Source organism: Burkholderia sp. KBS0801 (assembly GCF_005937855.2).
GTDB lineage: Bacteria > Pseudomonadota > Gammaproteobacteria > Burkholderiales > Burkholderiaceae > Burkholderia > Burkholderia ambifaria.
In genome coordinates, this window is record NZ_CP042178.1 from 2,749,796 (window position 1) to 2,763,383 (window position 13,588).

Annotated in this window: 9 protein-coding genes; 3 read left to right on the plus strand and 6 right to left on the minus strand. The window is 67.4% G+C overall.

Annotated features, from left to right (window positions below):
* Window positions 1–5: 5 nt before the first annotated feature.
* A complete protein-coding gene (locus FFI87_RS29285) occupies window positions 6–1,604 on the minus strand; it encodes a GMC family oxidoreductase (protein WP_138849783.1) in 1,599 nt (532 codons plus the stop codon).
* Window positions 1,605–1,989: 385 nt separating this feature from the next.
* Here FFI87_RS29285 and FFI87_RS29290 point away from each other — a divergent pair, with 385 nt between their 5' ends.
* Both FFI87_RS29290 and FFI87_RS29295 read left to right on the plus strand, forming a co-directional pair.
* Window positions 1,990–2,940: a helix-turn-helix domain-containing protein gene (locus tag FFI87_RS29290; RefSeq protein ID WP_138849782.1), complete on the plus strand. Its 951-nt coding sequence runs from the start codon at window positions 1,990–1,992 to the stop codon at window positions 2,938–2,940.
* Between the two features lie 271 nt (window positions 2,941–3,211).
* Window positions 3,212–3,787: an AidA/PixA family protein gene (locus tag FFI87_RS29295; RefSeq protein WP_138849781.1), complete on the plus strand. Its 576-nt coding sequence runs from the start codon at window positions 3,212–3,214 to the stop codon at window positions 3,785–3,787.
* Between the two features lie 120 nt (window positions 3,788–3,907).
* On the opposite strand, the gene FFI87_RS29300 is transcribed toward FFI87_RS29295, so the two are convergent.
* From FFI87_RS29300 to FFI87_RS29320, 5 genes are all read right to left on the minus strand, one after another.
* Window positions 3,908–6,145: a TOMM precursor leader peptide-binding protein gene (locus tag FFI87_RS29300; protein ID WP_138849780.1), complete on the minus strand. Its 2,238-nt coding sequence runs from the start codon at window positions 6,143–6,145 to the stop codon at window positions 3,908–3,910.
* Window positions 6,146–6,239: 94 nt separating this feature from the next.
* Window positions 6,240–6,602, minus strand: a complete 363-nt coding sequence (locus FFI87_RS29305; RefSeq protein WP_012365053.1) for a BMA_0021/BMA_0022 family TOMM bacteriocin — start codon at window positions 6,600–6,602, stop codon at window positions 6,240–6,242.
* Window positions 6,603–6,618: 16 nt separating this feature from the next.
* A complete protein-coding gene (locus tag FFI87_RS29310; protein WP_138849779.1) occupies window positions 6,619–6,963 on the minus strand; it encodes a BMA_0021/BMA_0022 family TOMM bacteriocin in 345 nt (114 codons plus the stop codon).
* Window positions 6,964–6,996: 33 nt separating this feature from the next.
* Window positions 6,997–11,046 carry a TOMM system kinase/cyclase fusion protein gene (locus FFI87_RS29315; RefSeq protein ID WP_138849778.1) on the minus strand — a complete coding sequence of 1,350 codons (4,050 nt, stop codon included), beginning with the start codon at window positions 11,044–11,046 and terminating at the stop codon, window positions 6,997–6,999.
* Window positions 11,043–12,044 carry an FHA domain-containing protein gene (locus FFI87_RS29320; protein ID WP_138849777.1) on the minus strand — a complete coding sequence of 334 codons (1,002 nt, stop codon included), beginning with the start codon at window positions 12,042–12,044 and terminating at the stop codon, window positions 11,043–11,045. The genes FFI87_RS29315 and FFI87_RS29320 overlap by 4 nt, the downstream gene beginning before the upstream one ends.
* Before the next feature lie 800 nt (window positions 12,045–12,844).
* On the opposite strand from FFI87_RS29320, the gene FFI87_RS29325 reads away from it, so the two are divergent.
* Window positions 12,845–13,558: a PadR family transcriptional regulator gene (locus tag FFI87_RS29325; RefSeq protein ID WP_138849776.1), complete on the plus strand. Its 714-nt coding sequence runs from the start codon at window positions 12,845–12,847 to the stop codon at window positions 13,556–13,558.
* Window positions 13,559–13,588 lie beyond the last annotated feature (30 nt).

Genomic DNA, 13,588 nt, shown 5'->3' on the forward strand with positions numbered 1-13,588 from the left:
CCCGATCAGGCCGCGTTGGCGATCAGGTCCGACGCCTTTTCGGCGAGTGCGATGGTCGGCGCGTTCGTGTTGCCGCTCGGGATGCTCGGCATCGTCGAGCTGTCGGCCACGCGCAGTCCCGCGATACCGTGCACGCGCAGTTGCGGATCGACGACGGACGACGCCGCATCCGTGCCCATCCGACAGGTGCCGACCGGGTGATAGACCGTCTTCGCCGCGCCGCGCACCCAATCCTCGATCGCCGCGTCGTCGTCGGGCGGGCAATCCGGCGAGAAGATCTCGTCGACGTGCTCCGCGAGCGCCGGCTGGCGCAGGATCTTCAGCGCGAGCTTCGCCGCCCGGATCTGGCCGTCGACGTCGCGGCGGTCGGCCAGATAGCGGCCGTCGATGCGCGGCAGCTCCTGCGGGTTCGACGAGCGGATCGTCACGCGGCCGCGCGAATACGGTTGCAGATGGCCGGTCTTGATCGTGATGCCGTGCGTGCGACCCGCCGTCACGCCGATCGGATCGTCGAACGAGTCGATCGTCGGCAGGAAGTGGAACTGGACGTCCGGCTGCCCCTGCCCGCAGGTATCGACGAACGCGAACCCTTCGAGCACCGGCGACGTCAGGATGCCGGAGCGGAACCACTTCCACTGGATGCCGTGCTTCAGCGCGCGCCAGCCCTTGTCCTGGCCGTAGAGCGACACCGGCGTGCGGATCGTCGCATTGACCGACATGTGCATGTGATCGTGGAAGTTCTCGCCCACTGGCAGCACGTGCCTGACCTGCACGCCGGCATCCTCGAGCACCTTTTGCGGCCCGATGCCGGACAACTGCAGGATCTTCGGCGAGCCGATCGCGCCGGCCGACACGATGATTTCGGCCCGCGCGCGCGCCGTCACGCGACGGTTGCCCTGCCGATAGGTGACGCCGGTCGCGCGGCCGCCTTCGATTTCCACGCGCTCGACCAGCGCATCGACCTCGAGGCTGAGTTCCGGACGGTTGCGGATCGCGCTCAGGTAAGTCGCCGCCGTGGAGCCGCGCTCGCCGTTGAAGATCGTCGCCTGATAGAACCCGACGCCCTGCTGCCGCTCGCCGTTGTAGTCGACCAGGTAGTCGAGCCCCATCTGCTGGCCCGCCCGCACGAACGCCTGCGACAGCGGATGGCGATAGCGGATCTCCGTGACCTGCAGATGCCCGTTGTTGCCGTGATAGGGCGCCGTCAGCGATTCGTTGTTCTCGGCCTTCGCGAAGTAGCGCAGCATGTCGTCCGCGCCCCAGCCCGTGCAGCCGAACTCGGCCTCCCAGCGGTCGTAGTCGTTGCGGTGCCCGCGCACGTACAGCATTCCGTTGACCGAGCTGGAGCCGCCGAGCACGCGCCCCTGCGGCACCGCGATCGAGCGGCCCTTCACGTCGTCCGACGGCTCGGCCGCATACGGCCACGTGTAGCGCGGAATCGCCTTCGCCAGCCCGCCCGGCATGTGGATGAACAGATCCTTGTCGTGGCCGCCCGCTTCCAGCAGCAGCACGGTGCCGAGGCCGCGCTCGACGAGATGGGTCGCGATCGTGCAGCCCGCCGAGCCGGCGCCAATGACGATGTAATCGAAAGTTCTATCGGACATCCTGGTATGCGCCCGCTGTCGTGCGCGCGACGTTCACCGGCGCGCGCTGCCGCCGCATGCGTTCGTCGCCCGGCCTTCAGCGGCGTCTCCTTGAAATCGGTGGTTGTTTTTCATGGCGCGAGCCAGCCCGTGCGATTCGACAGGACAGCTTGCCGACCGCTTTCCGATTCTAGGGATGCGCCGCGGGCGCCGTTCGGCGTTGCGTGCACACTTTTGGCTTCAGCGTGCAGATCGATGTCGTCGCGCGCCGGCGGCCCGGGAGAACGTGGAGAAACCACGATTGACGCCGCGGCGCAGCGCTGCCGACAATGGCGGCGTCTGAACGCGCGTCCCGGCCGTTTGCATTAACCTTGACGCGTTCCCCGGCCCTCTCCCTCCTCCGGCAATGGCACACGAACTCGTCGTCGACGCCAGCAACAGCAGCACGAATCTGCGCGACCTGATCGCGGACAGCTTCCTGCCGCTGGTCTTTCACGACACCGGCCCGCAGTTCCGGATGTCGGTGCGGGTCGCGACGGTGGGCGGCCTGCGGATGGCTGAGGTCGACACCACCGCGATCCGCGTCGATCGCGACCGCTCGCTCGCGTCGCGCGCCGACAGCGATTGCTACAAGATCCTGTTCCAGATCGCCGGACAAAGCCGCGTCACGCAGCGCAACGCGACGTCGATCGTCAATCCGGGCGAGTGGGTGATCTACGATGCGACGCAGCCGTACATGATCGAATCGGCGAACGCGTCGCGCTTCGTCGCCGCGCTGACGCCGCCGCGAAGCGGCACGATGTGGCGCTGGTTCGTCGAGCGTGCGGGCGTGCAGGTGCGCCGGACCGTCGGCAATGCGCAACTGGCCCTTCAATCGATCCATTACCTGATGGACGGTCAGGTGCCGAACGATCCGGAAAGCCTGTTCGGCTTCGAGCAGTCGACGCTGATGCTGCTCGATTCGGTGATTCGACGCGAGGCGAGCGATTCGCTGGCCGGCGCGGATGCGCGCAGCGCTGCCCTGCGCATGAACGCGGAAATCTACCTGTCGCATCACTACAGTGATCCGGATTTGTCGCCGGACAGACTGGCAAGCGCGCTGAACGTGTCGCGGCGCACGCTGTATAGCGCGCTGGCCGCATCCGAGCGGACACCGCAGAGCCTGATTCAGGAATATCGGCTGCAGGCGAGCCGCCGCGCGCTGGAAGATCCGGCCGATACCAGTCGCACGCTGCTGGAACTCGCAATCGCGTGCGGGTTTTCGGACATCACGCATTTCGGGCGGGCGTTCAAGGCACGGTTCGGGTGTAGTCCGGGGGTGTATCGGGATGCGTATCGGGGTGCTTCGAGCGAGTGATGTAATCCGCATGGTGCGAATCCGCTGGCCCACTGCAGGACGCGGGTTCCGGCGACGCCGGGACATCCGTGCACCGGATGCAGGTTCACATGCACGCGTGCTGTAAGCGTGTGTAATCGATTCGCGGATCGGTCCTTCGTACGCTGTCGATACTCTTCCGCGCGCCGCCTTCTCCGCAAGCGCCGCTTCGCAGGATGGGAGAGATGCAGATGCCACGGGCGTCGTCACTCAGCAGAGTGTTTTTCAACGAGAAAGCGTGAAAGGAACAGCCATGTCCAAGATCCTGGATACCTTCAAAATCGTCGATGTGCTGATCGCGTTCGATGTCGACGAGATCCTGAAGAGCAACAACAACTCGCTCAGCCAGCATCCGGGCCAGCCGACGTCCCTCGGCAACAATCCCGATACCGTCTACATGATCACCACGCTGGCGAATGCGGCGTACGGCTTCGGTCAGGGCACGACGCAGGGATTGAACGAGGGCGAAGGCGGCAGCAATTTGCGGATCAAGGCCCAGGTCGACGACGTGATCCGCTGGCGTACCGTGTCGCTGACCGGCACGGCCAACTACAAGTGCTTCTTGTATGACTTTGTTCCGAAGACCGCCAATCTGCTCGGCTACGTTTCGTACCTCACCGACAACAGCACGGAGCCCTATCCGGCGCCGGGCTGGCCCGAGAACAACCAGGTGAAGGAAGAACAGCGCGCGGACTACTACGCGAGAGCGACCGTGCTCTGCCCGGGCAACAACGAAACGTATGCGTTCGTCGCAGCCATTTACGACCGGCACGCGCAACTGAAGGGCTACGTCACTTGGGATGCGTACCTCACCATCAGCAGCCAGTGATGCCGAACGGGCACCTCGGCATGGCCGGAGCATGATCCGCACGCGGTGCCCGGCGGCACCGGGCGGGCCGAATCGGTCCGCCCGGCGCGTTCCGCCGCCGCTGACGCGCCCGCGGTCATGTCACAGAAACAGCAGCGCGGGATTCAGCTCCGTTTCATCGCACGGCTGCGCACGCCAACCCCGTTCGACCGGCACCGAATACAACCGCCGCGCGCCGAACCGCGGCCAGAAATGGCACAGCCCCGGCGCGATGACCTGCACCACGGACAAGCCGATGTCGGGCCGCGTCTTGTCGACGACGAGCAGGTCCATGCCGGCCGCCGCGATGCGCCCGATGCAATGCGCGAGCGCCGCCGGTAGCGACGCGGCATCGACCGGTTCCCAAGTCGAACGCGTCGTCGCGCGCGCGCCCGCCGCCGGATACAGAAATCCGGTGGCCGGGAGCTTGTCGCGGTCCCACGGATGCGGCGCATCCGCGGCGACATCGAGCAACTGGTTGACTTCGGTCAGTGCCCGCTGCACCGCGATCCGGCCGTCCGGATGGCAGCCGAAGCCGATCGAGAAGCGCCCGTCTTGCGGATTCTCCGCGAGCGCGGCCACTGTCGGCACCGCGAGATCGGTGGTGATGTCGAGCGCCCACAAACGCCACCCGAGCGTCGCGTATTCACGCACGAGCGCGTCGAAATACGGATCATCGAAACTCGCGAGATCGATGCCGGGGCGTGCAAGCCGGTTGTACCACCAGATCGCGACCGCATCGCGCTCGATCAACTCGAGCATGCCTTGCAGAATTGCCTCGTCGATGCTCGCACCCGCCGCGCAACCGTTCGGGTTGTGCACGCACGCGGCCGGCGCCTGCGCACTGTCCGGCGTTTCCGCATAGCAGTAGCTCAGCGGCACGAGGCGGCGCCCGCCGCTCACGAGCGACCATGCAGGCGTCCAGTCGATCACGTCGCGCGACGTGAAGCGCGGCGGCACCTGCTTGCGGACATCGCGGGTCAATGCATTGATCGCGTCGCGCGCCTCGAATTGCCGTTCGCTGAACTGCTGAAGCTCGTTCACGTGGACGGGCTCGGCGTCGCAAGCCGGATCGGCGAGCAGGCTTTCCATGCTGCCGGTGAACTTCGCCTCGTCGCCCTGGTACACGCTGCTGTATCGTTCGAGCGCTTCGCAGAGCGCGCTCACGCGGGCTTGCTCGTCGGTGCGACCCTTGCCCGAACAGATCCTGTCGAACCGGTTGCTGCCCGGCACGGCGGCCGGGCACACCAGAAAGCCCGACGCATAGACCTTGCGCAGGCCCGCGTGCCGCTTCGGCATCGGATGCAGATACGCGATCGCGCCACTCACCGGCGAGATCAGATGCGCATGACGTTCGAACACCTGTTGCGGATCGGCGGTCCGGTAGCCGCCGTCGGCACGTGTCAACGGCGCATGATCGGCGAGCCGCGGCGCCCGCGCCGCCTGCTCGCGCATCCATGCGGGATTGCCGCAGCACGGGCATTGCGGACGCCTGATCACGCGGTGCCGTTCGACGGTCAACGTATCGATGCGCTGCGCCACGAGATGCGTTTGCGAACGCTCCGCTATCGTGCGGTTGACCGTGATCTGCTCGACCGTCGCCGCCACGAGCGCCGCGGCGGCAGCGGCGCCGGCACGCGACGCGGCCGGCGGCAGACGCGTTGCCGCGCTGCCGTGATGGCGCGCAAGCAGCGCCTCGACCGGCCGATTGAGGCGAATCCAGTAGCGCACGCATTCGATGCACGGCGCATCGGCCAGCGCGCCGCCGCCGGCCAGCAACGGCCCGATCAGCGTCTGCACGCCGCCGGCCGCCACGACGAGCAATGCGCCGCCGCGCGCCGTCACGCGCGCGGCGCACGCGGCGAGATCGTCGCGGTCGTGCGTATCGGCGATCGCGACGGTCAGTTCGGCGTCCGGCACGACGTCGATGCCGGCCGTGTCGAGCGCGCGCCTGAGCGCCGCATCGTCGGCGCCGAACGCCTCGACCGCGACGCGCAGTTGAACGACGCGCGCACAAGCCGCGTCGCCGTCGAGTCCGGCGCGCTCGAAGAAGCCGCGCGCCGCGTCGTCGTCGTGCGGCGGATCGGCGCGCACGTAGCCGCGGCGCACCAGGTGGTCGAGCCGCGCGAGCACGTCCCATTCGCCGAACGTGCCGGCAAGCGTCGTCACGATCTCGGCGGTCGTCATGCGCGCCCGCAGGCACGCGGCGATCCGCACGAAGATCGCGCCGGACAGCATCGTGCGCTTGAACTCGTCGACGACGAACAGGGTTTCGGGCCCCGCATCGAGCACGAGCAAATGCGGCTTGAAGCGCAACACGCGCGAAAGGTCATCGAGCATCGTCTGGTTCCGTGCGGCGGGTCGGAAAAACGTCGCGCGGCCCGGGCAACCGCCCCCGGGGCCTCGCGTGGGTGCGCGGCTCGGCCGCGCCGGATCAGCAGCAGGTGAACAGGTAACACGGCCCCGCGTCGCAGTACGCCGCGAGCGCCACGGCCTCCTCGTCCAGGTTCGTCGGCTGCTCCGGTATGCCGACCGTCATCACGTTGCGCGGCAGGTTCCAACTCCCGCCGCCCTTCCCGTCACTCGTCCAGCCATGATCGCCGTGCGTCTTCTCGATCTCGATGTCGAGGATCCACGGACACTGGTAGCCGAAGTATTTCGCGAGCGTATCCAGCGGCTTGCCCAGCAGTTCGCGCTTGAATGCCGGGTCCCGCCATGAAAGCGCGATCGCACGCAGATAGACCTTCTGAAACTCCAGCATCGATTCAAGCGTCGGATTAGCGTTGTCCTTTGCCATGTCGGTTTCCCCGAGGTCATTCCATGATGGTGATGTGGTTCGCGTTGTACGCGGCCAGCGCCTGCGCGAATTGCGCCTCGTCCGCCGGCGCGGGCGGCAGATACAGCGTCAGCTTGTTTTTGTGGCCGGCCGTCCAGTCGCCGTTGACGGTCGGCGTCCACGCCGACGATTTGATCTGCACCTTCAGGTCCAGCTTGAACGGAAAGTGATAGTCGAAATGCTCGCGCAATGCGTTGACCGGATCGCTCTCGAGTTCGGCGAGAAATGCCGGCGAATGCCATGCGAGCGCGATCGCCCGGATGACGGTCGCGCGGTATTCGAGAAACTGATCGTACGTCGGTAATCGAAGATCCTTGCTCATCGGTCTGTTCTCCTGAATGACGAATGGAACTGCTTACGGCAACGACTGCAACGTGGCTTCGGCGAGCGTGGCGATGCGGCTCATGCCCGCCGTCGTTGCAATTTCGACTGCGCGCCGGCACGCGTCCAGCGCGGCCACGCCGCCGCAGCGCGGATCGGCCCGGCGCAGGTACTCACACTCCTTCAGCAACAGCTGCGCTTCGTAATACCGTTCCCCGGTCGACTCGCACCATGCGAGGCATTGCCGGATCTGCGCGAGCGCGGCGTCGTAGTCGCCGCACCAGGCATCCAGCTCGGCAAGCAGCGACGCGTAGTAGGTCAGCCCGAGCAGGCCGCCCGACTGCCGCTGCGCATCGAGATGCGCGACGACGCCCGCGCGATCCTCCTGCGTCCACGCATGGATGATCGCGGCGTAGTGCCCGACCGCGCGCAGCCGATGCGCCTCCGACAGGCGAAGCAGCGCTGCCGACAACGATCGCGCCGCGTCGCGATCGCCCGCGAGCTGGTACGTGCGTGCGAGGTACAGCATCGTGACGCCGAGTGTCGGCAGATGGTCGAGGCAGGTCGCGCAATACACGGCTTCGCGCGCCATCGCGAGCGAGGCCTGCGGGTCGTCGTCCATGCACCAGCGCACGCTCGCGAGCGACGCCATCGTCCATGCGCGCGTATCGAGCCCCAGGATGCGCCGGTGGCCCGCGTCGCGCCGCACGTCGTAGCCGGCCAGCACCGCGTCGAACGCGTCGCGGGCGCGCGCATAGTGGCCGTCGACCCACAGGCTCATGCCGCGCATCGCATCCGCCGCGACCTGAACGCCGGCATCGCCGCGCTCGGTCGCGAGCGCGTCGAGCCGCAGGCCGATCCCGCGCACGGTGGGACGATCGCCCGCGACGTGGTAGTAGGTCGACAGCGTCCATAACGCGCTGATCTCGAGTTCCGGATCGTCGAGCGTCTGCATTTGCCGCAGCAACTGCTCCGCATGCTCGCGCACCTGCGGATCCGCCCAGCCGAAGCGCGCCATCGTCGCGTGCGTCAACGTGGCGCGGATACGCGCACTGTCGTGCTCGCGCTGCGCGTAGTCGGCTGTGCCGAGCCACTCGAACACGGTCTGCCCGTAGCGGATCGCGTCGTCGTACCGGGAACGTTCGAGTGCGCGCCGCGCCGCGTCGATGCCGTGGGCGATCGCCTCCGCCCAAGCGCCTGCGCGCGCGAAGTGCCCGGCGACGGCGAACGCATGCGCACCGGCGCCGCGATCGGCTTGCGCGACCAGCGCACGGCCGACGCGCGCGTGATTGCCGCGCCGCACGGCCGGCGGCATCGATTCATACGCGGCATCGCGAATCAGCGCATGGCGGAACGAATAGAACACGCGATCGCGCCGATACTGCGCATACACGATCCGCTCTTCGAGCAGCAGCCGCAGGTGCGCGTCGAGCGTGCCCCGATCGTGGGGCGATGCGTCGGCGAGCAGTTGCGCATCCACCTCGAGCCCGATGGTCGCGGCGAGCTGCGCGGTGTCGCGCGCGCCGTCGATCCGGTCGAATGCAAGAGCGAGCATGCCACCGAGACTGAGCGGAAGCGGATAAGGATCGGTTGCCCCCGGGGCCGCGGGCGAGCCGTCCGCGCCGCTCATCGTCAATTCGCGCGCGACGGCCTCGATAAACAGCGGGATACCGGCCGTGCGATCGGCAAGCTGGTCGAGCCACGCCGGATCGAACGCCCCCTGGCCCAGATGCGCCGACAGCAGGCGCTGCGCGTCGTCGCGCGGCAGGCGGCGCAGCACCACGCGGTCGGTCGTGCCGCGCCAGCGCGCGAGCTTGTCGGGGCGCGACGTGAGCACGATGCACATGGCCGCCGCGCGCGGCGAGCGCTGCAGATACGCGAGAAAGTCCTCGGTCGAGCGATCGGTCCATTGAACGTCCTCGATCACGAGCAAGACCGGCGCGCCGTTGCCCAGCGACACGATCAGTTGCTCGAGGACATCGAACAACGCGTGCTGCTCGCGCACGCTCGACCACAGGAGCCCCTTCGCATCGCAGGGCAGCCCCAGCCAGGTCGCGAGCGCGACACGGGCGGCCGCATGATCGCAATCGAGCGGTGCGATCATTGCGTCGATCGCCGCGAGCGCGGTGGCGGGCGGGCTATCGGCATCGATATGCCAATGCGCGCCGATGAACCGCAGGACCGGAAACAGCGCGTGGTTCTCCCGCTCGGGCAGGCACCCGCAATGCGCGAACGCGTGGCCCTGGTCCCGAACGGCCTCGCACAGCGCGTGCACGAGCCGCGACTTGCCGAGCCCAGCCTCGCCGACGACGAGCCGCGGCACACCGTGCGGCGCCGGCTCGCCGCGCATCGCGCGACGATGGCGCCCTTGCGTTTCCCGCCACGCGTGCAGCAGCGCGTCGAGCTCGCGCGCGCGGCCGACCATCGGCGCACGCATGCCGGCGTCGAGCGAATCGAACGGCGTATCGGCGTGCCGCTCGCCGAGCAACTCGTGAACCGGCTGCGGCGCGAGGCCCGCCCGCGCCAGCCGCAACGCGGTCGGCCGGAAATCGGCATGCCGTTCGAGCGCGAGCCGCGCATCGTCGCTGATCAGAATCTGTCCGGGCCCGGCCAGCCGCAGCAGCCGCGACGCCGCGGCCGGCGTCGAGCCGCCCGACATGTGCGACGCATGCGCGAGCGCCTGCCCGACGTGGATCGCGGCCGCCACTTCGACCCGCCAGCTGTCTCCTGCCGCGGCAACGCGGCCGCCGGCAGCCGCAGGCACCGGCAGCCGCGCACGCCCGGCTACCCGCACGATGTCGAGCGCCGCACGCACCGCGCGGCGCTCCGGCCGGTCGATATCGCCTTGCAGGCCGAAATGGAACAGCAGCGTGTCGCCGAGCCGTCCGCCTGCGTGCGCGCCGTAACCGACGGCGATATCGGCACACTTCGTCAGCCACTGCTCCTCGTAGCCGTCGAGCGCATTCCCGTGCTCCGTGCCGGCATGGCGTTGCCGCCCCTCTCCGGCGATCGTCACGCAACAGCACAGCGTGGTGATCTGTCGGAATTCGCCGAGCGCGGCGATCGTCTCGCCGTGCGGTGCAAGTGGGCGCGGAGGCATAGGCCGGCCCGCGCGACCGGCATCGAACTGGCCGACGAGCGCAGCGAAGTTGAGCGCGCGAAACTGCGCCGCGAGCGCATCGGCCGACGCGGCGCGCTGCTGCGGATTCTTGTTCAGTGCGTGGCGTAGTACCGCGCCGAGCGGATGCGACGCGATCGATGGCGGGAGCGCGACATCCACGGGGCTCAGCTGCTGATAGAGGATGTCGGCCACGCTCGCGCCCTGCATGACGACATCGCCCGTCAGGCATTCGATCACGATCAGGCCCCACGCATAAAGATCGCTTGCCGGTGTCGGCGGCTCATTGCGCAATTGCTCGGGCGCGCAATAGGGCGGCGAGCCGAGCACCTCGGTCGCCAGCGTCGCGGTGTCGCGCGCGACGTCGTCGGTACCGAGCAGCAACGCACCGATGCCGAAATCGAGGAGCTTCGCGTGCGGCCCGTCATCGGCCATCGTGATCACGATGTTCTGCGGCTTCAGATCCCGATGCACGATGCCGCGCCGATGGGCGGCCGCGAGCGCGTCGAGCACCTCCGTCATCAGCCGCCCCGTGTCGACGGCCGACAGCGGCCCTTGCGCCGCGAGCCGGTCGCGCACGGTCCTGCCCTGCACCAGTTCGAATACGGCGAACAGCCGCCCGTCGGGCGCTTGCCCCTGGTCGAGCAGGGCCACGATGTTCGGATGCCGCAGCGCCTCGCAAAGGTTCGTCTCGCGCCGGAAGCGCGCACGCCGGCGCGCGCGCTCCGCCGCGCTGAGCGCGGCATCGTCCCGCATCAGCTTGATCGCGACGTCTTGCCCCGTCTCGTCGCAGATCGCACGAAACACCACGCCGTTACCGCCTTCGCCGAGCAGCGCGCCGAGCCGGTAATGCCATTTGCCGGCAAGCGCCGCGAAAGGTGCGGCATGCTCGCGCGGCGCAGCGGCGTCCGGCCCGGCTGGCGCGTGGAATGAGGTCGGCAATACGGCCGGTTCGCGCGCGTTCACGGGCAATGGACAACCGGGGCCGGCGCCGCACGCTGCACGCCGAGACGCGGCCCGACGGCCGGCACCGACTGGCATTCGAGGTGCTCGCCGCGCATGACGCGGAATGCAAAATCGCCGAAACGGACGCTGCCGCGCCGGCGCTCGACGAGCTGGCGCGCGCCCAGCCCCGGCAGCGCCGCGAACTGGCTCCGTGCGCGGTGAATCTGCACGTTGACATGGGACGTATCGGTGCCGAGCATGCGTGCCAGCCGGTCGAGTTCGATCCAACCTTGCGTGGCGACGTCGTAGCCGGCCTGCATGTCGGCCGCGCGTGCGCGGGCGAGCGTGACGAGGCTGTAGTGATGGGCGCGCTCGCCGAGGTCGACCACGCCGCCGCGGACATGCAGCAGCATGTGCACATGCTCCTCGTTCCGGCTGACGAAGAATTCGAGCAATTGCGCCGGCGTGGCCGGATCGGCGGGTGCGGCGAGCATCACCGTCGAGCCGTGGCGCACGAGTGCGAGGCGCCACGCGAAGTCGCCGGTCGACACTTCATCGCCGTCGCGGAGCGCGCGCGGCGGCAACGTGTCGTCGCACAGCCATTCGCCGGCCGGCGAACGGACGATCGTGACCGGCTGCGCGGCCGGGGCCGGCAGGATCTGGCGCGGTGCGAGCACGATCGGGGCCGCGGCGCCTCGTATCGGCCATAGCGTATCGGCCGGGTCGTCGAGCGTATCGACACGCCAGGGTGCGATGCCGGCTCTGCCGAACCGGATCACGTCGCCTCGCTGCAGCACCGCGTGCTCGCCATCGCGCAGCGCGACGCCCGAGACCGACGTGCCGTTGCTGCTGTGATCGTGGAGCTCCCACAGCCCGCCGACCCAGCGGATATGGGCATGGACACGCGACACCGACCCATCCCGGATGACCGTGTCGCAGCGCGCGTCGTCGCGGCCGAATACGTGATACGCGCGGAGCAGGCATGCTTCTCCGGAAGAATCATTCTTGAGTATCGCCATGGCCGCCCCGTGTCGGATTCGCCCGGATCGCTCGCTCGCATGACGCATCGACGCCACCGGACAAGCGATTGATTCAATGATCGCGAACGGTACCGACCGTTCGCCGCCTCTTTAACCCGTTTTTCTGGTCAGCTTCCTTTCCAATCGTTGCCCGACGCGCCGCGTGTTATTTCGGCAAATTGAATTGTCGAGCGGTTTGTTGTTTTAAACTCGGACAACCTGATGAAAATCCTGCCAAATAAAATCACGCATCGCAACCGGAATACCCGGCGCAGGGGCTTTATATTGCAATGCTTCACATTTCGACGGATTTTCAGGGTCGCGGATAAAGGGTCGGAATTCTTCTTCGCCGCGTAAATGCCCGCCGGACAAGCACTGCAACGGATGATGTCATTGAATTACGAGGTGGATTTGACGACCTTTTCTGTCGCGGACAATTTGTTTGATCGAGCGATAATTAAATTAAATAATTTCCGGAATTTAAACAATGGTCGCCGATGTTTTTATAATTGATATTGATTAATTTATTCACAAATCGTGCTGCTCCATTCGGAATGCTTCAGGAGATCAGCGGTAAGCGCGAGCGTCCAGATTAATAATGAACGCAACACCGGCTCCGCCAACGGCCCCCCGGTCGCCGGAGCGGGCCGACGACGGCATCGACGGAACATGCCGACGGGAATCCGCGCCGCAGCCGGTCAGCACAGCTTCACGTCCCATCCCGCCCCCTAATCCCTCCTTGACACCCTATCTTTCGATATATATCTTTAGATATGTTTTCCGATATATAGGACACGATCATGCGACACAACCCTTCCCGCGGCCATGCCCGATGCGACGGTCATGGTGCGCATGCCGGCCCTGACTGGTTCGCCGGCCTCTGGCACGCAATCGGCCGCCATCGCCGCGGCCACGACCCGTTTGGCGGTGGCGGCCCATTCGGCGGCCGGGGCGGACGCGGCGGCTTTGGCGATTTCGGCGACGACGGCATGCCGCGCGGCCGCCAGTTCAGCTCCGACGATCTCCAACTGTTGCTGCTCGCCCTCGTCGCCGAGCAGCCGAGCCACGGCTACGAGCTGATCAAGGCGCTCGACACGCGCTCGAACGGCTTCTACAGCCCGAGCCCCGGCATGGTGTATCCGGCGCTAACGTATCTCGAGGAAGTCGGCTTCGTCGCGTCGCAGGCGGAAGGCAATCGCAAGCGCTATGCGCTGACCGATGCCGGCCGCGCGCACCTCGACGCGCAGCGCGAACGCGTCGACACGCTGTTCGCGCGCCTCACGCACCTCGCACGCAAGATGGAATTCATGCGCCGCGCGTTCGCCGGCGAATCGGCGGCCAGCGACGCACCGGACGATGCACAGCCCGGCTGGCTTCCGGAGTTCGTCGAAGCGCGTCTCGCGCTCAAGCGGGCGCTGCTGCACAAGAGCGCGGCCGACGCCGACGAACAGCGGCGCATCGCGGCGATCATGCGCCGCGCGACAGCCGAAATCGAAGGCGGCACCGGCGCGTAATCCGCGCCGCCCCGTCAAACCACAAGGAGT

Excerpts from the sequence above, each read along its gene's own strand:
- FFI87_RS29325 (WP_138849776.1), top strand. The coding sequence starts at position 12,845 with ATGCGACACAACCCTTCCCGCGGCCATGCCCGATGCGACGGTCATGGT.
- FFI87_RS29285 (WP_138849783.1), bottom strand. The coding sequence starts at position 1,604 with ATGTCCGATAGAACTTTCGATTACATCGTCATTGGCGCCGGCTCGGCG.
- FFI87_RS29305 (WP_012365053.1), bottom strand. The coding sequence starts at position 6,602 with ATGGCAAAGGACAACGCTAATCCGACGCTTGAATCGATGCTGGAGTTT.
- FFI87_RS29300 (WP_138849780.1), bottom strand. The coding sequence starts at position 6,145 with ATGCTCGATGACCTTTCGCGCGTGTTGCGCTTCAAGCCGCATTTGCTC.
- FFI87_RS29295 (WP_138849781.1), top strand. The coding sequence starts at position 3,212 with ATGTCCAAGATCCTGGATACCTTCAAAATCGTCGATGTGCTGATCGCG.
- FFI87_RS29310 (WP_138849779.1), bottom strand. The coding sequence starts at position 6,963 with ATGAGCAAGGATCTTCGATTACCGACGTACGATCAGTTTCTCGAATAC.
- FFI87_RS29320 (WP_138849777.1), bottom strand. The coding sequence starts at position 12,044 with ATGGCGATACTCAAGAATGATTCTTCCGGAGAAGCATGCCTGCTCCGC.
- FFI87_RS29290 (WP_138849782.1), top strand. The coding sequence starts at position 1,990 with ATGGCACACGAACTCGTCGTCGACGCCAGCAACAGCAGCACGAATCTG.